18 protein-coding genes, 1 tRNA gene and 1 pseudogene are annotated in these 18749 nt (G+C 63.8%); 9 read left to right on the top strand and 11 right to left on the bottom strand.

The genetic code is table 11. From position 1 onward, the window contains the following. Positions 1-289, top strand: a pseudogene (locus K288_RS47080) (IS481 family transposase); the annotation flags it as partial. Between the two features lie 45 nt (positions 290-334). Here the strand turns inward: K288_RS47080 and K288_RS0131075 are convergent. Further along, positions 335-424, bottom strand: a tRNA-Ser gene (locus K288_RS0131075). A gap of 122 nt (positions 425-546) precedes the next feature. Between K288_RS0131075 and K288_RS0131070 the strand changes: the two genes are divergently transcribed. Beyond that, positions 547-1410 carry an alpha/beta hydrolase gene (locus K288_RS0131070; RefSeq protein ID WP_027583061.1) on the top strand — a complete coding sequence of 288 codons (864 nt, stop codon included), beginning with the start codon at positions 547-549 and terminating at the stop codon, positions 1408-1410. 401 nt (positions 1411-1811) lie between these two features. Here K288_RS0131070 and K288_RS0131065 read toward each other — a convergent pair whose 3' ends face one another. The 6 genes from K288_RS0131065 to K288_RS0131040 form a co-directional block, all read right to left on the bottom strand. Next, positions 1812-2936, bottom strand: a complete 1125-nt coding sequence (locus K288_RS0131065; RefSeq protein WP_027583060.1) for an ROK family protein — start codon at positions 2934-2936, stop codon at positions 1812-1814. Between the two features lie 104 nt (positions 2937-3040). Next, entirely contained in the window at positions 3041-4201 is a 1161-nt protein-coding gene (locus K288_RS0131060) for an iron-containing alcohol dehydrogenase (RefSeq protein ID WP_027583059.1), read from the bottom strand. Positions 4202-4382: 181 nt separating this feature from the next. Next, a complete protein-coding gene (locus K288_RS0131055) occupies positions 4383-5156 on the bottom strand; it encodes an enoyl-CoA hydratase-related protein (RefSeq protein ID WP_027583058.1) in 774 nt (257 codons plus the stop codon). A 20-nt stretch (positions 5157-5176) separates the two neighbouring features. Beyond that, a complete protein-coding gene (locus K288_RS0131050; protein WP_027583057.1) occupies positions 5177-5914 on the bottom strand; it encodes an SDR family oxidoreductase in 738 nt (245 codons plus the stop codon). A gap of 49 nt (positions 5915-5963) precedes the next feature. Continuing rightward, the gene (locus tag K288_RS0131045) at positions 5964-7520 is read right to left on the bottom strand and encodes an AMP-binding protein (RefSeq protein ID WP_343208893.1); all 1557 of its coding nucleotides are present in this window, start codon (positions 7518-7520) and stop codon (positions 5964-5966) included. Between the two features lie 54 nt (positions 7521-7574). Next, the gene (locus K288_RS0131040; protein WP_027583055.1) at positions 7575-8225 is read right to left on the bottom strand and encodes a 2-hydroxychromene-2-carboxylate isomerase; all 651 of its coding nucleotides are present in this window, start codon (positions 8223-8225) and stop codon (positions 7575-7577) included. A gap of 192 nt (positions 8226-8417) precedes the next feature. Here K288_RS0131040 and K288_RS0131035 point away from each other — a divergent pair, with 192 nt between their 5' ends. From K288_RS0131035 to K288_RS0131020, 4 genes are all read left to right on the top strand, one after another. Beyond that, the gene (locus tag K288_RS0131035; protein WP_027583054.1) at positions 8418-8927 is read left to right on the top strand and encodes a helix-turn-helix domain-containing protein; all 510 of its coding nucleotides are present in this window, start codon (positions 8418-8420) and stop codon (positions 8925-8927) included. Between the two features lie 361 nt (positions 8928-9288). Beyond that, a complete protein-coding gene (gene rplU, locus K288_RS0131030; protein ID WP_027583053.1) occupies positions 9289-9672 on the top strand; it encodes a 50S ribosomal protein L21 in 384 nt (127 codons plus the stop codon). A gap of 123 nt (positions 9673-9795) precedes the next feature. Then, positions 9796-10068, top strand: a complete 273-nt coding sequence (rpmA, locus tag K288_RS0131025; protein WP_027583052.1) for a 50S ribosomal protein L27 — start codon at positions 9796-9798, stop codon at positions 10066-10068. A gap of 168 nt (positions 10069-10236) precedes the next feature. Next, entirely contained in the window at positions 10237-10833 is a 597-nt protein-coding gene (locus tag K288_RS0131020) for a GNAT family N-acetyltransferase (protein WP_027583051.1), read from the top strand. A 121-nt stretch (positions 10834-10954) separates the two neighbouring features. Here the strand turns inward: K288_RS0131020 and K288_RS0131015 are convergent, their stop codons facing one another. Further along, the gene (locus tag K288_RS0131015; protein WP_027583050.1) at positions 10955-11869 is read right to left on the bottom strand and encodes a DMT family transporter; all 915 of its coding nucleotides are present in this window, start codon (positions 11867-11869) and stop codon (positions 10955-10957) included. A 112-nt stretch (positions 11870-11981) separates the two neighbouring features. Here K288_RS0131015 and K288_RS0131010 point away from each other — a divergent pair, with 112 nt between their 5' ends. Next, complete coding sequence (locus tag K288_RS0131010; protein WP_027583049.1) at positions 11982-12461, top strand: MaoC family dehydratase; 480 nt, start codon at positions 11982-11984, stop codon at positions 12459-12461. On the opposite strand, the gene K288_RS0131005 is transcribed toward K288_RS0131010, so the two are convergent. Further along, positions 12458-12994, bottom strand: coding sequence for a methylated-DNA--[protein]-cysteine S-methyltransferase (locus K288_RS0131005; protein WP_027583048.1), 537 nt, complete (start codon positions 12992-12994; stop codon positions 12458-12460). The two genes, K288_RS0131010 and K288_RS0131005, sit on opposite strands and share 4 nt — an antisense overlap. Positions 12995-13236: 242 nt before the next feature. Between K288_RS0131005 and K288_RS0131000 the strand changes: the two genes are divergently transcribed. Beyond that, on the top strand, positions 13237-14463 hold the full coding sequence (locus K288_RS0131000; RefSeq protein ID WP_027583047.1) for an ABC transporter substrate-binding protein: 1227 nt from the start codon (positions 13237-13239) through the stop codon (positions 14461-14463). A 152-nt stretch (positions 14464-14615) separates the two neighbouring features. Here K288_RS0131000 and K288_RS0130995 read toward each other — a convergent pair whose 3' ends face one another. After that, a complete protein-coding gene (locus tag K288_RS0130995) occupies positions 14616-15041 on the bottom strand; it encodes a DUF1330 domain-containing protein (RefSeq protein WP_027583046.1) in 426 nt (141 codons plus the stop codon). Between the two features lie 280 nt (positions 15042-15321). On the opposite strand from K288_RS0130995, the gene K288_RS0130990 reads away from it, so the two are divergent. Beyond that, positions 15322-17541: a penicillin-binding protein 1A gene (locus K288_RS0130990; protein WP_027583045.1), complete on the top strand. Its 2220-nt coding sequence runs from the start codon at positions 15322-15324 to the stop codon at positions 17539-17541. A 230-nt stretch (positions 17542-17771) separates the two neighbouring features. Here K288_RS0130990 and K288_RS0130985 read toward each other — a convergent pair whose 3' ends face one another. Continuing rightward, positions 17772-18611 carry a SprT family zinc-dependent metalloprotease gene (locus K288_RS0130985; protein WP_027583044.1) on the bottom strand — a complete coding sequence of 280 codons (840 nt, stop codon included), beginning with the start codon at positions 18609-18611 and terminating at the stop codon, positions 17772-17774. Positions 18612-18749 lie beyond the last annotated feature (138 nt).

Genomic DNA, 18749 nt, shown 5'->3' with positions numbered 1-18749 from the left:
GGAACTCTACACGGCCTCACCGCGTCCCTACGATGGGCTGCCCGAGCTGGTCTATCCCTTCCACGACCGCGACGTGCTCGTCACAGCTTGCGGACGGCTCTGCCTGCACCGCAAGAGGATCAACATCTCAACTGTGCTGGCCGGTCAGCGGCTCGGCATCAAGGAAGTCGATGACGGCATTTGGCTCGTCAGCTTCATGCACTATGATCTGGGATACTTCGACCTGGAGCAGAAAACCCTGCAGCCCCTCGACAACCCGTTCGGCACGAGGTTGTCACCTATGTCCTAGGTACGTTCTGTTACCTATCTGTCCGGGCTGGACACAGCCCTAAGGTGGCGGAGAGGGAGGGATTCGAACCCCCGATAGGCTTGCACCTATGCCGCATTTCGAGTGCGGTGCATTCAACCACTCTGCCACCTCTCCCGGTGCCAAAAAGGTGATTCCTCACCCTCGCGGTCGGGGCGTGTTCTAGGCGAGGATGCCGGGGGTGACAAGGCGCCGGGAGAAGATTTCCGCACCGCCAAACCGACCAAAAGGAGGTCGAAATGGAGCATTTGACGGTGAAAGCCAATGGGGCGGCGTTCCATGTCGCCCGGATCGGGGCCGGAAAGCCGCTATTGCTGCTCCATGGCTGGCCGGAATTCTGGCTGACTTGGGAGCCGGTCATGGCGCGGCTTTCCGACCGCTTTGCCCTGATCGCCCCCGACCTGCGCGGCTTCGGCGACAGCGACAAGCCGGACGGCCCCTACGGGCCGGAGCAGCACACCGACGACATGCTGGCACTGATGGATGCGCTCGGTATCGAACGGGCCGGCGTGGTCGGCCATGACGTCGGCGGCGCCGTGATGCAGCCTCTGGCACGCAAAGCGCCCGAGCGGATCGCGGGGCTTTTCTTCTTCGATTTCGTCTATCCCGGCATCGGACCGCGGATGGCGGCGCCGGAAAGGCTGAACCACATCTGGTACCAGTCATTCCACCAGATGGAGATGGCGCCGAAGCTCATCGGCGCGACGCGCGAGAGCTGCCGCCTCTATATCGGGCGTTTCCTCAAAGGTTGGTCGCATCGCCAGGATGCGTTCGACGATGTGCTGGACGCCTTCACCGATAACTTCCTGAAGGCAGGCAACCTCGCGGGCGGCTTCGCGCATTACCGCGCCGCGCATGCCGCGCGCGTCAAGATGATGAAGGGCGAAGCACCCTCACTCCCCAAGGTGACCGTGCCGACCTGCATCCGCTGGGCCGAGCATGATCCGCTGTTTCCTTATGCCTGGACCGACCGGCTCGGCGAGACCTTCGCTGACCTCGATCTGAAAATGCTCGAAGGCGTCGGACATTTCCCGCATCGCGAAGCGCCCGATCGCGCGAGCAGCGAGATCTCCACGTTCTTTTCGCGCATCGGATGGATCTGAAGCGGGAGAATCAGGTTAGACAGTATGGGTGGGACCGCCAGACGCGACAAAAATAACTGGCGGTCCCGTGCCGCTTCATAAAAATGCTGGCCGGGGAAGTGCGGCTTCGCCGGCCAGCGGAGCGACGGCGCCACCGTAGCAACGCGCGCGGCGACAGCCAACGCAATGTCGGCCTTAACCTAACCTTTAAACCTTACTGCACCCCGATTTCCGAGGATTTTGCCCGTAGACCTACGGGAAGATGACCACGATTTAATGGAAAACTGCAGAGTGGCAAGGGGTGCGTGAGTGCCGCACCGATCCATCCAACACTTCACCAACAAAGAAAACGCATCGATGTCGTCCCCGCGAAAGCGAGGACGACGGAGAGGGGATGCGCGCTCTCGTCGCAATGCGACCCGTCACGCGCTCTTCTTCGCTTTCTTCTCGCCGTTGTCTTTCTCGCCATTCTTGGCGCCCTTGCCGTTCTCCTTGCGGCGGTTGGTGAAGCGCGCATTGCCGAGGCCGGTGCCGATCGTCAGCACGCCCCAGCGCTCGACGTCCTGCATGAAGGGGATTTCGGAAAGCCCCTGCACCACGCCGTCATTGTGCATCACGATCGCAGTGTCGTGGTCACCGATCTCCGGGATCGCCTCGACGAGGCTTGCCGGCAGGTTGAACTTGCTGCTCTCCCAATTGCCCGGCAGGTTCTGCGCGCCCTTCTCGATCGAGCCGTCCTCATCGATCACACCGGGACAGGCGATGCCGATGAAGGGAGCGAGCTTCAATCCGTCGGCCTCCGCTTCCGTGATCAGGCCCTTCAGCATCTTGACCAATTCCTTCACCGCGGCTTCCCGCGTCGGGGTTTCATCGGCATGACGCCACAGTTCGGCTTTCCACACCGCGGCCTTGGAGAGATCCGGCGCCTTCTTCCAGCGCGTCTCGACCACGCCGCAGCGGATGTTGGTGCCGCCAATGTCGACCGCAACGATGCTGTCGTGCGCTTCGAAGATCCATGAGGGCGCCAGATGCAGGCAGCCGACCAGCCCGGCCTCGTCGGGGTGATAGCGGATCGGCTGAAGATCGACCTTGAACTTCTCGTCCTTGAGGATGATCTCGGTGCGCGCGATCGCGAGCTCGCCGAGCCTGGAGTCGCGGAAGCCGCCGCCGACCACGATGCGCTCGGTCTTGGCCCACGCCTTGGTCTTGAGGAAGCGCCGCGTCACATAAGCGAGCTCCAGCGCGAATTCCTCGATCGCGCTGTGGACCACGGCGGAGGCCTCGGTGTCGTCGCCGACCAACATCGCATCCAGCGTCTTCTTGCTGATCCGCTCGGAGGGTTCGTCGCCGAACGGATCCTCGCCGGACCTGCGCAACGGCTTGCGCCAGCGCTCGAGGATCTTGCGGAACGCGCCCCTCGAGGCGCGGTCGCCGAGGAAACCCTCGTCGTCCTTGAGTTCGATGTTGAAGCTGTCGACGTCGACCGACGGCAGACGCGTCGCGCCGTGGCGGGCGATCCCCGTTGTCAGCACCTGTTCATCGGCCATGAGACCCTTGCCCCGGTTGGAACCGGGGGATAACGGCCTGAAACGGGTTTGGTTGCGCTGCCGCGCCGGGGCCGGAACGCCGCAGCCGCCAGCCCGCGGCAGATTCAGGCCGCAAGCTGCAGGATCTTGACGACGTCGGCCGGCTCACGGATCGGCTGCGGGTTGGAGCGGGTGAAGATCGACAGCATCGCATTCTTGCCGATCAGCTCGAAGCGGTCCTCGCCCACCCCGACATCGGCCAGCCGCTGCGGCAGGCCGAGCCTGGCAATGAAACCAGCGAACGCCTCGCCCGCATCAAGCTCGGGCGCGCCGAGTGCAGCTGCGATCGATTTCTGTGCCTGCTCGGTCGCGGGACGATTGTAGCGCAGCACGCTCGGCATCATCACCGCCGTGCAGAAATAATGCGGCACGTCGCAGGTGCCGCCAAGCACATGGCCAATCGCGTGGCTCGCGCCCATCGGCACCCGCGCCTGCAATCCGAACGCCGACATCCAGGAGCCCAATTGGCAATTGATCCGCGCCGCTTCGTCGTTCGGATTGTCCTTGGTGCGCGTCAGGCCGTCATGGAGATAACGCAGGCCCTGCAGGCAGACGGCATCGACCAGCGCGTTGCCGCGGATCGAGCAGATCGCCTCGATGCCGTGATCCATCGCGCGAGTGCCGGAACCGAGCCATAGCTTCTCCGGCGTGTAGCGCGTGATGGCGGGATCGAGGATGATGGTGCGCGGCATCATCATCGGGTGATTGAAGATCTGCTTCAGCTTGCGGCGCGTGTCGGTGACCAGCGTGCCGGAATTGTATTCGCCGCCGGACAATGTGCTCGGAATCGCGATCATCCGCACCTTCGGCGTGCGGAAGGGGCCGAAGCGGCGCTCGGGCGTGGTCTCGAAACCATCGAGCCCCGAGGGATCGAAGATCTCGTGCTCCATGCACATCAGCACGATCTTGGCCGCGTCCACCACCGAGCCGCCGCCGACCGCGACCACGAGATCGGCGCCGGCCTCCTTGGCGTGCTTTGCAGTCTGCACCACGACGTCGCGCGTGGTGTGCTGCGGAATGCCGTCAAAGGTCGCGGCATAACGGTCGCCGAGAGCTTTGCGGATCTTCTCGATCTCGTCGGTCGTGCTGTTGAGCGTGCGGCTGACGATCAGATAGACGCGCTTGGCGCCGAGCCGCTCGGCCTCCTCGCGCAGCGCCTCGGCCGCGGGCTTGCCATAGATCACCGAATCCATCGAAGGATATTGATAGCTGCCCGCGCTGTGCATGTTCGGCCTCCCTTGATCTGGTGCGGTCCGGCGTCAGACTCGTTCACCTCCCCCGCTTGCGTGGGAGGTCGGATCGCATCGCCAGATGCGATCCGGGTGAGGGCTCTCTCCACACGAAGAGGCTCGCCCGCGGCGACACCCCCACCCCGGCCCTCCCCCGCAAGCGGGGGAGGGAAAGCGATCAGGCCTGGAACTTGGTGAAGTCGGGCGGCCGTCGTTCGGCGAAGGCTGCGAAGGCCTCGCGTGCTTCCGGCGTCTTCAGCCGCTCCTTGAACAGGCTGCCCTCCTCGGCCATCCGCGCCGCGATCCGCTCATGGTCGCGCATCAACTGCTTGGTGAGGCTCAGCGATCCGGCCGGCCGCTTGGTCAGCGCGATCGCGGCATCGTGCGCCTTCTTGCGCAGCTCCGTCTGCGGCACCACGGCGTTCGCCAAGCCGCAGGCCAATGCCGCGGCAGCCTCCATCGGCTCGCCGAGCGCGAACATCGCATAGGCCCGCGCGTGGCCGATCCGGAGCGGCAGCAGGAAACTCGACGCCGCCTCCGGCACCAGCGCGAGATTGACGAACGGCGTGATCAGCCGCGCATTTTCGGCGAGATAAACCAGGTCGCAATGCAGCAGCATGGTGGTGCCGACGCCGACGGCATTGCCCTGCACGGCTGCGACCAGCGGCTTCCTCGCCTTGCCGATGGTATCGATGAAGTGGTGTGCCCCACCCTCGACGGAATTGGCGCCGTTGGCCTGGCTCGCGAAATCGGCGAGGTCGTTGCCTGCCGTAAAGCTGTCGCCGTCGCCCTGGAACAGGACCACCCGGATCGAGCCATCGGTCTCGGCCCGTTCGAGCGCGTTAGACATCGCGTCATACATGGCCGTGGTGAGCGCGTTCTTCTTCTCCGGCCGTTGCAAGGTCACCGTCATCACGCCGTCGGCGACCTCGGTCTTGACATGCTCGCTCATGATTTGCTCCCAGCTGGCTGTTACCACTTCTCGCCGAACGGGCGGATTTCAAGTTCGAACGTCCAGGCACTCTTCGGCTGCTGGTAGAGCTGCCAGTAGGCGCCGGCGACGGAGGCCGGCGGCATCAACAGGTCGGGATTGTCGAGCGCGTTGGGGCCAAGGGCTTCGATGCGCCGCTGCCGTACCCATTCGGTGTCGACGCCGGAATCGATGATGAGATGGGCGACATGGATGTTCTGCGGACCCAGTTCGCGTGCTATCGCCTGCGCCACAGCGCGCAGGCCGAACTTGGCACTGGCGAAAGCCGCGTAGCCCGGCCCGCCGCGCAAGGATGCGGTGGCGCCGGTGAAGAAGATGTTGCCCTGGCCGCGCGGCAGCATCAGCCGCGCCGCCTCGCGGCCCGCGAGGAAGCCGGAATAGCAGGCCATCTCCCAGACCTTGCGGAACACGCGCTCGGTGGTCTCCAGGATCGGGAAATTGACATTGGCGCCGATGTTGAAGATGCAGACCTCGAGCGGCGCGTGGTTGTCGGCGTCGCTGAGGAAGGAGATGATCTCGTCTTCCTTGCGCGCGTCGAGCGAGCGGGCATGGATTTCGCCGCCGGCCGCCTCGATGTCCTTCACCAGCGGTTCGAGCTTGGCGCCGTTGCGTCGCCCGGCGAAGACCGTGAAACCTTCGGACGCAAATTTCTTGGCGATCTCGCCGCCGATATAATCGCCGGCCCCGATAACCGCCGCCGTCGCATTTCTCTTCTGCATTGGCCTCTCCCGACTGCTGATTGAAATGAATTGAAGTCGCGGCGCGCCCTCAGGACGTGCGCAGCGACTCCGCCAGTTTGTGCTTCAAGATCTTCCCCGTCGAGGTCGCCGGCAGCGCATCGAGCAGGATGATCTCTGACGGCCGCTTGTAGGAGGTAAGCTGCGGCGCCACATGCGCCATCAAATCCTGCGGTGTCGCCTTCGAGCCCTGCAGCAACTGGACGAACGCCACCACTTCCTCATTGCCCTCGACCGACCGCCCCACCACGGCGCACTGCACCACGGCGTCATGGGTCGAGAGCACGGCCTCGATCTCGGCCGGATAGACGTTGAAACCGGAGCGGATGATCATCTCCTTGGTGCGGCCGACGATATAGAGGCAGTCGCCCTCGAAGCGCGCAAGATCACCGGTGTTGAACCAGCCGTCAGGATCGATCGCCTTCGCGGTGAGATCGGGGGCGCGATAATAGCCGCGCATGACATTGGCGCCGCGGACATGGAGTTCGCCGACCGCGCCGCTCGCAACGAGCTTGCCGTCCCGGCCGACGATCCTCGCCTCAAGGCCGGGCAACAGCGTGCCGACGCCATGGTCGGCCCGCGGCGCCTCCGGACGGGCGCCGGCAATGCCGGGGGAGCATTCGGTGATGCCGTAGCCGTTGAGCAAAGGCAGCCCGAGTTCCTGTTCGACCCGCGATTTCAGGTCGAGATCGAGCGGCGCGCCCGCGACAGAGATCAGGCGCAGCGCACCGCGGTTCAATTTCGAAAGACCTGACGTCCGCCTGTATTCGAGCAGCCGCTGATAGGTGGCGGGAACGCCGTTCAGGATCGTGATGCCTTCCTCCGCCATCGCCTGCACCAGCGCCGCCGGATCATACTTCGCGACCAGGCGGACGGTGGCGCCGGTCATCAGCGTCATCGTCAACAGCGAGATGCCGACGATGTGCGAGATCGGCAGCACGCAATATTGCACGTCGTCCGACGTCATCCTGCGCAGCTCCGCGGTGGTCTGCGCGCTGAACAGGAGATTGCGGTGCGTCAGCATCACGCCTTTCGGCGTCCCCGTGGTGCCCGATGTGTAGATGAGCACGGCGACCTGGCTGGCGCCGTCGACCTCGACCGGCTCGGGCGAGGTCGCCTCGTTCAGCGGGGAAACGCCGATGCCATAGAGCGGGCCGACATCCTGAACCGGTGCGCCGTAACGCGCGGCATGCGCGGCGGCTTCCTTGGAAACGTCGGCGGTGAAGAAGGCGCGGCGTGCGCCGCTGTGATCCCGGATCAGGTCCAGTTCGCGCGGCGACAGCCGCGGATTGACCACGATCGCCCAGGCATCGAGCCGGCTTGCGGCGAACAGAAGGCAGGCGAGCGGGATCGCATTCTCGCTGACGATCATGATGCGATCGCCGGCACGGACGCCGAGCGCACGCAGCGCGTCCGCGGTGCCGCTAATCGCGCGGTCGAGTTCGCGATAGCTCAAGCTGCCGCCATCATCGATCAGCGCCGTCCGATCCGGCGTTGCCGCGACATGCCGGTCGATCACCTGATGAATCCGGTTCGGCAGACTTGCCAGAACCTCGGCCACCGGGGCCGCCCGCTCCAATATCGTCAATGCCACCTCCCGCCGCCACGCCCCTTGTCTCGGGTCTTGCCGTGATTTGTTTGCTTAGAGTCCCTGCCGCCTCGCGCAGCCTTTCGCTGCCGCAAGTTGCGCGACGATCTCTTCCTCGACCTCGCGCAGGTGATCCTTGCCAAAGAACATCTCGTCGCCGACGAAGAAGGTCGGCGAGCCGAACTCGCCGCGCGCCACCGCGTTCTCGGTGTTCTCGATCAGCTTCCTCTTGACGTCATCCTGCTGGATGCGCGCGATCACGCGATCGATATCGACACCGGACGAGAGGAACGCGTCGCGGAAGACCTGCGGATCGTCCATCTTCTTCGGCTCGACCCACATGTGGTGGTAGGCCGCGCGGAAATAGGGCTCGAACAGTCCCTCGAGTTCCGCGGCGATCACGCCACGCATCAGCATCAGGGTGTTCACCGGGAAGAACGGGTTCGATCTGAACTTCGTGATGTTGTGGCGCCGCAGGAAGCGCTCGGTTTCAAGCGCATTGTATTCGGCCTTGTTCTTGATCCCGCGCAGCGAGTCGAACGGGGACATGTTGCCGGTCGCCTTGTAGACGCCGCCGAGCAGCACCGGGACGTAGTCGAACTTCACGCCGGTGCGTTTCTCGATGGCCGGCAGGACAAGCTCGGCGAGATAGGCGTTCGGGCTGCCGAAATCGAAATGAAACTCGACCTTGAGCGGAGCAGCCATCGATTGCCTTTCCTTGTGCGGGGCGGCCCGTCGCCGCCATCGCTTGCCATCTGGGCTTTAAGGTTCTATTTTAGAACTGTCAATAGCGGATTGGGCCCTGTGGTAACGGTCGGAGCACAAACGGTTGAACAGGCCTCAGTACCGAATTAGAATGAATACTGCTTCGCGGACTGCAGGTGACTGGAGACATTGATGAAATGGGATACGCTTGAAGAGGAGCCGTGCTCATTGGCCCGCACCGTGGCCGTGATCGGCGACCGCTGGAGCCTCTTGATCCTCCGCGAGTGTTTTCTTCGCAAGCGAAGGTTCGAGGCGTTCCAGTCGTCGCTCGGCATCACCCGCCATCTGCTCGCCGAACGGCTGAAGAAGCTGGTGCGCTTTGGCGTGCTGCGCCGGATCCCGTACCAGGAATCGCCGAAGCGCTACGAATATATCCTGACGCAGAAGGGTCTCGACCTCTATCCGATCATCATGTCGATCGTGCACTGGGGCAACGTCCACATGGTCGACTCGCGCGGCCGTCCGATGCTGCATCAGCACAAGAACTGCGGACACATGTTCGACCCCGTGATGGTCTGCTCCGAATGCGGCGAGCCGCTGACCGCCAAGGCCGTGCACGTGCATCCAGGCCCCGGCGCCCGCCAGACCTCGCCGACGCACGCCATGGCGGAGGACGATCCGAAGGCGAAAACGGGTTCCTAGACCCTCATCCCGAGGAGCGTCGTAGCCCGGGTGGAGCGGAACGCGTAACCCGGGGCCGGTGGCTGACCCGGGTTGCGCTGCGCTCCACCCGGGCTACTCGCCTGGAACTGGGCTCAACGCACCCAAAATCGCTCCAAATCCTTCATTTTCGGCCGATTTTCGGCCTGTTTGCCTTGACTCCTGGGGCTTGGCCGCTATAACGGCGGCCAATCCGGCGTGGGATTTCTCGCGCCGCTTTGTTTTTGTGCGAATTCCGGGGCATGTCCCCGCGCCGCGCGAAAATCGTAACCCATAGCGACTGAACAAGAAGCCGGCCCGGGGTTCTCCCCGAGGACGGGATCGAACACGAAGGAATCAAACGATGTTCGCAGTCATCAAAACCGGCGGCCGGCAGTACCGCGTCGTTCCGGATGATGTTCTCGAGATTGGCAAGATCGCCGGCGATGTCGGCACGATCGTGCAGCTTGGCGAAGTTCTGGTGGTCGGCGGCGAGACGCCGGTCCTGGGCGCGCCGACGGTGGCAGGCGCTTCGGTGGCGGCCGAAGTGCTGCACCACAAGCGCGGTCCGAAGGTGATCGCGTTCAAGAAGCGCCGCCGCAAGAATTCGCGCCGCAAGCGCGGCTATCGCGATGAGCTGACGGTGTTGCGGATCACCGAGATCCTGACCGACAACGCGAAGCCGACGATCGGTCCGCGACCGAAGAAGGAAAAGGTTGCTGCAGCGCCCACCGAGGATGCTGCGTAAGCCTTCAAGAAGGTCGCGTGAGATAGATGTGAATGTCGCGCCTCAAAAGTTGAAGCGTGACAAAAAGTGAAATGATTCCGTCAAGGAATTGATCTAGATAACTACTGCAGTTGGAGACGAGCTATGGCTCACAAAAAAGCAGGCGGTTCATCGCGAAACGGACGTGATTCCAAGGGCAAGCGCCTTGGCGTCAAGGCGTTCGGTGGCGAGCTCGTGATTCCCGGTAACATCATCGCGCGTCAGCGCGGCACAACGTGGCATCCGGGCCTTAATGTCGGCATGGGAACAGATCATACCCTTTTCGCCAAGGTCGAAGGTCGTGTGGAGTTCCGCGCTAAAGGCAATGGCCGCACCTTCGTATCGGTGATTCCGGTACTCGAGGCTGCAGCCGAATAGACGGTGGACGATATGAGTCCGCCGGATCCTGTTGAACCGGCGGGGCTCTAAGAGGCTCCAAGGGGAGGCGGGATACCGGCCTCCCCTTTTCTGTTGCGCGTGTCCCATGTGGGGCCCCGCGCAAGGATCGAAGCGTAGCGTACCGTTATCGCATCACAGGAGCCCGACATGCTGCAGGATATCCCGACCCCCATATTGCGAGAGTCGAGAGGTTACGTCCTCGAGACCGAGCGGCTGACCTTGCGCAAGCCGACGCTCGCGGACGTAAAAGCAATTGCGCATCTCGCCAATGATCGTCGCATTGCAGAGAACACCCGTCGCCTGCCGCATCCTTACCTGAGCGAGCATGCCGTCGAATTCGTGCGTGCGACCGCCGGCGCAGGCGGCGAGACCGTGTTCCTGATCGAGAACAGCTCCGCGCCGATCGGCATGGTCGGCATCAATTGGCGCGAGCCGGACGCGCCCGAGCTCGGCTACTGGCTCGGCGTCGAGCATTGGGGCCAGGGCTATGGCACTGAGTCGGCGCGCGCGGTGATCGACTACTTCTTCGAGGAGTTCGACCACGACCACCTGTTCTCCGGCGCCCGCGTCGCCAACCCGTCGTCGCGCAACATCCTGGAGAAGTGCGGCTTCCAGTGGAGCGGCGTCGAGCTGCACCGCTTCGAGGCGCTCGGCTCCTCCACCCCGGTCGACTGCTTCCGCCTGTCGCGCGGCGTCTGGTCGTCGCTGAAGAACTGGGGCTCATCGATGCGAAGGAATCGATAGCACGCAGACTGCGCAGGGTGGGCAAAGGCGCGTCCTTCGCGCCGTGCCCACCATCAAGCACTGCGCTTGCAATGGTGGGCACGCTGCGCTTTGCCCACCCTGCATCGCAGCGTGCTCCACGCTACACCGGCGGGCTCACCACCGGCTCTTCCCTTCCCAGCTTCTGTTCGCGCAGGAAGATGTAGAGCCCGGCGGCGATGATGATCGCCGCACCGACGATGGTGGCCCAGGACGGCACGTCGCCGAACACGACGAAGCCGAAGATCACGGCCCAGACGATCATCGAATATTGGTAGGGCACCACGACACTTGCCGGCGCCAGCTTCAGCGAGCGGTTGACGCAGAGCAGCGCGGCGACCGAGATGAGTCCGGCGACGAAGAAAACGACAAGGCTGCCGGCGTCCGGTGTCACCCAGCCGAATGGCGACAGCACGGCGCCGAGCAGGAACGTGCCGGCAAACTGCGACGAGGTCAGCACGATGTCGGGCGTTGCGCGCAGCGAGCGCGTGATCAGCATCAGAACCGCGAACGACAGGCTGCCGCCGAGCGCGATCATCGCCGGCAAGCTCACGGTCTGCGCGGATGGCCTGAGCGCGATCAGCACGCCGCAGAAGCCGACCAGGATCGCGCTCCAGCGCCGCCAGCCGATCTGCTCGCCCAGCACCAGGCCCGACAGCGCGGTGACAAAGATCGGGCCGGCGAGATAATAGGTGATGACGTCGGCGAGCGGCAGGTAGACGGTCGCAAGGAAGAACGCGGCGACCTCGAGCGTCGACAGCGTCACCCGCAGCAATTGCAGCCAGGGACGCTCGATAGGGAAGAACTCCGCGCGCTGCTTCCAGACCATCGGGAGCAGCACGACCAGCGCCGCGCAGGCCCGCAGCCACAACAACTGTCCGACCGAATAGGTCGCGACAAGGAATTTCCCCATCGCGTCGCCGAACGAGAACATGAAGATCGACAGCAGCATCAGCCCGATGCCTGCAAGCCGCGCGGAACGATCATCGTAGGCTGAGAGCTTTGCGAACAGGGTCATGGATGACTGGGATGCTTCTCGTCATGGCGGGATTAAGCGGAATCGATTGCCGCATCAACATCGCTGCGATACCGATACATCACAAAACAATTCTTCCGAGGAAAGCCCTGATATGACCGACTTCGACCCCGCCCAACACCGCATGGTGCAAGCGCAGCGCTGGTTCGAAGATTTCACCCTGGGCGAGCGCTTTGTGATCCCGAGCCGGACCCAGACCGAGGCCGTGTTCGCGGCGTTCCAGACCGCCAGCGGCGATACCCATCCGATCCACTATGATGTCGAATATTGCCGCGCCCGCGGCATGCCGGACCTGCTCGCGCACGGCTTCCAGACACTGATCCACACCGCACCCGGCGCCGGGCTGTTTCCCTTCGTCGTCGAGGAATCCATGATCGGCTTTCTCGAACAGTCGAGCCGCTTCGTAAAGCCGGTCTATGCCGGCGACACCATCTATCCCGCGCTCGAAGTGACCGAGCTTGTGCCCGGCCGCACCACCGGCGTCGTGACGCTGCGCTCCACCGTGTTCAACCAGCGCCGCGAATTGGTGCTCGAAGGCATGCAGAAGTTCTTGATCCGACGACGGCCAGTTTAAAGCGACACACCTTCGTGCGCGAGCAGCCAGCGCTTGCGCTCCAACCCGCCGCCATATTTGACCAGCGCGCCGTTGGCGCCGATCAGGCGGTGGCAAGGCAGCACGACGCTGATCGGGTTCGAGCCGTTGGCGTGGCCGACCGCGCGCTGCGCGTTGGGCGCACCGAGCCTTGCCGCCATCGCGCCATAGCTCATCGTGGTGCCAACGGGGATGCCAGCCAGCGCGGTCCAGACCTTCTTTTGGAACGGCGTGCCGGCGACGCGCCATTGGATGTCGCCGAGGCGATCGAGATCGCCCTTGAAATATTCAGACAACGCGGCGCGGATGTCCTTCGGCGCACGCGCCTGTTTCAGGGCCACCGCGCCATAGTGCAGGCGCAACAGCTCGTTCATGCGCGCCTCATAGTCGTCCCAATCCAGCGCGCGGAGCACGCCGTCGTCATCGGTGACCAGCAAGGCCACGCCGATCGGTGTTTCCAGCCGATCCAGGCCGAACGTCGTGGCCGGCTTCGTCAGTTTGTCGCGAACAGGCATCTTCATCCCGAATAGCTGAGCGCCGACATCTTCGTAGCGCGACGTGCCAGCGTCCACCCGGTTTCCGCGATTGGGCTGCACCCTACTTTGGTCGACTGATAGCGCTCGGCTTTCGGCGCGACTCCACCTTGCATTGCAACAAGGGTTCCTCCACTATCGCCGCCAGCGATGGCATCCGGCGGGCCTCGACGTGCGGCGGAGAAGATCATCGGCACAAATCACAACCCATGAGGAAACTGCGAATGAGGAACGGGTTTTTGCATCTGGTCACAGGGACGGCGCTGGCTCTTGCGCTGTCGGTCTCGGCGGCCAATGCCCAGAAGAAATACGACCCCGGCGCCAGCGACACCGAGATCAAGGTCGGCCAGACCGTGCCGTTCTCCGGACCTGCGTCGGCCTATGCATCGATCGGCAAGACCCAGGCCGCCTACATCAAGATGATCAACGACCAGGGCGGCGTGAATGGACGCAAGATCAACCTGATCCAGTATGACGACGCCTATTCGCCGCCGAAGGCAGTCGAGCAGGTGCGCAAGCTGGTCGAAAGCGACGAAGTGCTCTTGACGTTCCAGATCATCGGCACGCCCTCCAATGCCGCGGTCCAGAAGTATCTCAACTCCAAGAAGGTGCCGCAGCTGTTCGCCGCGACTGGCGCCTCGAAGTTCACCGACCCGAAGAATTTCCCGTGGACGATGGGCTTCAATCCGAACTACTTCGTCGAGGGCCGCATCTACGGCCAGTACATCCTGAAGAACCATCCGAACGCCAAGATCGGCATCCTCTATCAGAACGACGACCTCGGCAAAGACTACCTGAACGGCATCAAGGCCGGCCTCGCCGACAAGGCGGCCAGCATGGTGGTGGCGGAAGCCTCCTACGAGGTGTCCGATCCGACCGTGGATTCGCAGATCCTCAAGATCAAGGACGCCGGCGCGGACCTGTTCTTCAGCGCCACCACGCCGAAGCAGGCGGCGCAGGCGATCAAGAAGATCGCCGAGCTCGGCTGGAAGCCGGTGCAGATCGTCGACATCAACGCAACCTCCGTCGGCGCGGTGATGAAGCCCGCAGGCCTCGATGCAGCCAAGGGCGTGATCAGCGTCAACTACGGCAAGGATCCGCTCGATCCGACCTGGAAGGATGATGCCGGCATGAAGAAGTATTTCGAGTTCATGGCCAAGTACTATCCGGAAGGCGACAAGGACTCGAACTTCAACACCTACGGCTACTCGACCGCGCAGCTCCTGGTCCATGTGCTGAAGGAGAGCGGCGACAATCTCACGCGCGAGAACGTGATGAAGCAGGCCTCCAGCCTGAAGAACGTACAGCTCGACATGTCGCTGCCCGGCATCGTCAACAGCACCTCGCCGACCGATTATCGCGTCAACAAGCAGCTGCAGATGATGCGCTTCAACGGCGAGCGTTGGGAGCTGTTCGGCCCGATCCTCGAAGATGCCGGCCCGGCGGGTTAGTCGCGAGGCTCTCTCCACGTCATTGTGAGCGCAGCGAAGCTCGCAATGACGGGAAGCTGCGTAGGGTGGGCAAGGCGTAGCGAGCCCACCATCCACATTCGGCGCAAGAAAGGTGGGCACGCTTCGCTTTGCCCACCCTACGGATTCGCGGTCTACTTCGGAATCTCTCCGAACGTCTTGCCGACCGGCAGCACGGCGTGGCGGATCAGCCGCGAATCCTCCACCGCGGCCTGGCGGTGCTTCACCGCTTCGCGATAGACGGGATCGCGGATCATCTCGACGAAGGCGGCGACGCTCGGATATTCGGCGATGAAGCAATGGTCCCAGCGCTCGGCCTCGGGCCCGATCAGCATCAGTTCGAAGCGGCCCTGCCAGACGATGCGGCCGCCCAGCCGCTCGAACACCGGCCCGCTCTCGCGCCCATAGGCCGCGTAGGCTTCTGCACCGGTGGCCTTGCGACCGTCGGGATAGGCGGCCCATTCGCGCAAGCGGACCAGATTGAGCATGTGGATCGGCCCCGGCCGATCACTCTCCCTGAATTGCACGAAGACTTCCTTGGTCGGATCGATATGACCCATTTTGGTTCTCCCTTCTTCGGTTCCGAGATCTTTATCACGCGATGACTCACCTACTAACCCGGCATTGGGATGCGTAGGGTGGGCAAAGCGGAGCGTGCCCACCTTATCTTGCACCGACCGTGGATGGTGGGCACGCTTCGCTTTGCCCACCCTACGGCTCTACGGCTCCGTTCGACGTGGCGCTGCCTCACCTCCTAATCCCGCGTTAAGCTTTGCGTAACCGAGCCTTAAACCGGGAACGCTAGCCTGCGGCAAAGCGTGGTGTGAGCAGCGTTTGTGGATGGCCTGGGGAAAGAAAAAGAGCGGCGGGCGCAAGGAGCCGCTATTCGGGCTTCCAGCCGCGCTCGCCGATTTGCGGCTCTCGCCGGCCGACCGCATCCCCAATCCCGAAGACAGACCGAAGAAATCCACCAAACGCAGCAGCAGTGATGGCGGTGCGGAACCGCCACGCGAGCGCAAGCCCGCATCGAGTGGCGGGAAACGGCGCAAATCGCGCGGCGGCTTTGCGATCGGCCGCATTTTCTATTGGGGCGTCGTGCTCGGCCTGTGGTCGGCGATTGCGGTCGTCGGCGTCGTGGTCTGGGTCGGCGCGCATCTGCCGCCGATCCAATCGCTCGAAATCCCCAAGCGCCCGCCGACGATCCAGATCGTCGGCATGGACGGCAGCGTGCTGGCACAGCGCGGCGAAATGGCCGGCGCCAATATCGCGCTGAAGGACCTGCCGCCATACCTGCCGAAAGCCTTCATCGCTATCGAGGACCGCCGCTTCTACTCGCATTATGGCGTCGACCCGATCGGCATCGCGCGCGCAGCGGTGACCAATCTCCTGCATCGCGGCGTGTCGCAGGGCGGCTCGACACTGACCCAGCAGCTCGCCAAGAACCTGTTCCTCACGCAGGAGCGGACCATGCAGCGCAAGCTGCAGGAGGCAGAGCTCGCGATCTGGCTGGAGCGCAAGCACTCCAAGAACGAGATTTTGGAGCTCTATCTCAACCGCGTCTATTTCGGTTCCGGCGCCTATGGCGTGGAGGCCGCGGCGCAGCGCTATTTCGGCAAGTCCGCCAAGAACGTGACCCTGGCGGAAGCCGCGATGCTTGCAGGCCTCGTCAAATCGCCGTCGCGGCTGGCGCCGAACCGCAATCCCGAGGGCGCCGAGCAGCGCGCGCAGGTCGTGCTCACGGCAATGGCGGACGCCAAGTTCATCACCCAGGCCCAGGCGCAGGCCTCGATCGGCCATCCTTCCTACAACGTGAAGCCGGTCGGCGCCGGCACCGTGAACTATGTCGCCGACTGGATCGGCGAAGTGCTCGACGATCTCGTCGGCCAGATCGACCAGAACATCGTGGTCGAGACCACGATCGATCCGAAGCTACAGAACGTCGCCGAAGCCGCCATCATCGACGAGCTCGCCGCCAAGAGCGTGAAGTTCAACGTCACCCAGGGCGCGCTGGTGGCGATGACGCCCGACGGCGCGGTGCGCGCCATGGTGGGCGGACGGAACTATGCCGAGAGCCAGTATAACCGCGCAGTGACCGCCAGGCGCCAGCCTGGCTCGGCCTTCAAGCCGTTCGTCTATCTCACCGCAATCGAAGCCGGGCTGACGCCGGAAACGATCCGCACCGATGCCCCGCTCGATATCAAGGGCTGGAAGCCGGAGAACTACACCCACGAATATTTCGGCTCGGTGACGCTGACGCAGGCGCTGGCGATGTCGCTGAACACGGTCGCGGTCAGGCTCGGGCTCGAGGTAGGGCCGAAGAACGTGGTGCGCACCGCCCACCGGCTCGGCATCTCCTCCAAGCTCGACGCCAATCCCTCGATCGCGCTCGGCACCTCCGAAGTCTCGGTGATCGAACTGGTCGGCGCCTACGCGCCCTTCTCCAATGGAGGCTTGGCCGTCTCGCCGCATGTGGTGACGAAGATCCGCACCGATAAGGGCAAGCTGCTCTACGTCCGATCGGCCGACCAGCTCGCCCGGGTGATCGAGCCGCGTTACGTCGCGATGATGAACGCGATGATGATGGAGACGCTGATCTCCGGCACCGCGCGCAAAGCCGAAATCCCCGGCTGGAGCGCCGCCGGCAAGACCGGCACCAGCCAGGACTTCCGCGACGCCTGGTTCATCGGCTACACCGCCAATCTCGTCACCGGCGTCTGGCTCGGCAATGACGACAATTCGCCGACCAAGAAGGCAACTGGCGGCGGCTTGCCGGTGGAGGTGTGGAGCCGCTTCATGCGCACGGCGCATCAGGGCGTGCCGGTCGCGAGCCTGCCGAACTCGCAAGTCGGCTGGGCAATGTCGAACCTGATGCAGGCCTCGTCGCAGGTCAGCCCACCATCACCGCAGTCGCTCGCGCCACCCGCACCCGTTCCACCCGCCGGTCAGTATCGGCCGCCGCCGACGCGCGCCTCGACACAGCCCAGCCCCAATGCGCGTCCGGAAGCTGCGGCGGGATTGGACGGCTGGCTGGTGGATCGCCTGTTCGGCGGCAATCGGTAGTCTAGCCGTCATGCCCCGCCCAGGCGGGGCATCCAGTATCCGGCGGTCTTACAGCATGAGCACCGACATCGGTGGAATACTGGATCGTCCGCCTTCGCGGACGAAGACAGCGGGGGGGGAGACGAGACAGTGCGTAGGATGGGTTGAGCGAAGCGATACCCATCGAGTTGGGCCGCTGCGGCGAAGATGATGGGTTTCGCTTCGCTCTACCCACCCTACAACTCGGAAGCTTAATCCTCGATCCCGTAGCGATGCAAATCGTTGCCGTAGGTATCGAGCCAGCTCTTGGCGCGATCCACCGAGGAACAGATTCGGCCGACAGTCCTCCAGAACCGCAGCGAGTGGCTCATCTCGACCAGATGCGCGACCTCGTGCGCGGCGAGATAGTCGAGCACGTAGGGCGGCGCGAGGATCAGGCGCCAGGAGAACGACAGCGATCCGTGCGAGGTGCAGGAACCCCAGCGGCTCGATTGATCGCGGATCGAGAGACGGCGCACGCGCACGCCGAGTTCCGCTGCATAGCCTAAGGACGCCTTGTGTAAATCCTTGCGCGCTTCGCGCTTGAGGAAGTCGTGCACGCGGCGGTCCATATGCTCCGGCTCGCCGGCCACGCACAAAATCCTTTCGCCGCTGTCACGGATCTCGGTCCACACCGTGCCGCGCTCGCCGGCGCGATGCACGAGCCGATGCGGCACGCCGCGCAGCGGCACCACTGTGCCGGGTTGGAACGGCGCCGCCTTCGGCAGGCGGCCGAGACGCGCGGCGATCCAGCCGCCATGAAGCTGCGCGAAGTCGCGCGCTTCGGCGATCGTGCCACGCGGCGGCATCGTGAGGATCGCTTCGCGGTCGGTCGGATGAATGCGAAGCGTGTATCGACGCGCGCGCCTATGCCGCCGCAGCCTGATCGCGAAATATTGGGAGCCGTGCTTGATGAGAAGAGTCGAGGGTTCGGCAGGCCGCCGATAGAGGAGCGCGCGAGTAGCCATTTCTGAGAGTCCGGGGAGGAAAAGCTCGCCCGGATTCTGCCATATCCGCCGCCAGGGAAATCGCTCGGCGCAAAAACAAATCATTTGCCCAATATACAGAGGCTGTGTGCTATTTGACCCCTACATAGTGGGGTGGGAACCCGAAAAATTTGGGCCGGGCCGGCCCGAAATCACCCTCCAAGGAGCGAGTCAAAACTCATTCCTTCGGCGATCGCCGAATCC

It is taken from the genome of Bradyrhizobium sp. Ai1a-2, assembly GCF_000426245.1.
In the GTDB taxonomy this organism is placed as follows: Bacteria; Pseudomonadota; Alphaproteobacteria; order Rhizobiales; family Xanthobacteraceae; genus Bradyrhizobium.
The sequence above is the reverse complement of the archived record's forward strand: the minus strand, read 5'-3'. Positions and strand labels throughout refer to the sequence as shown.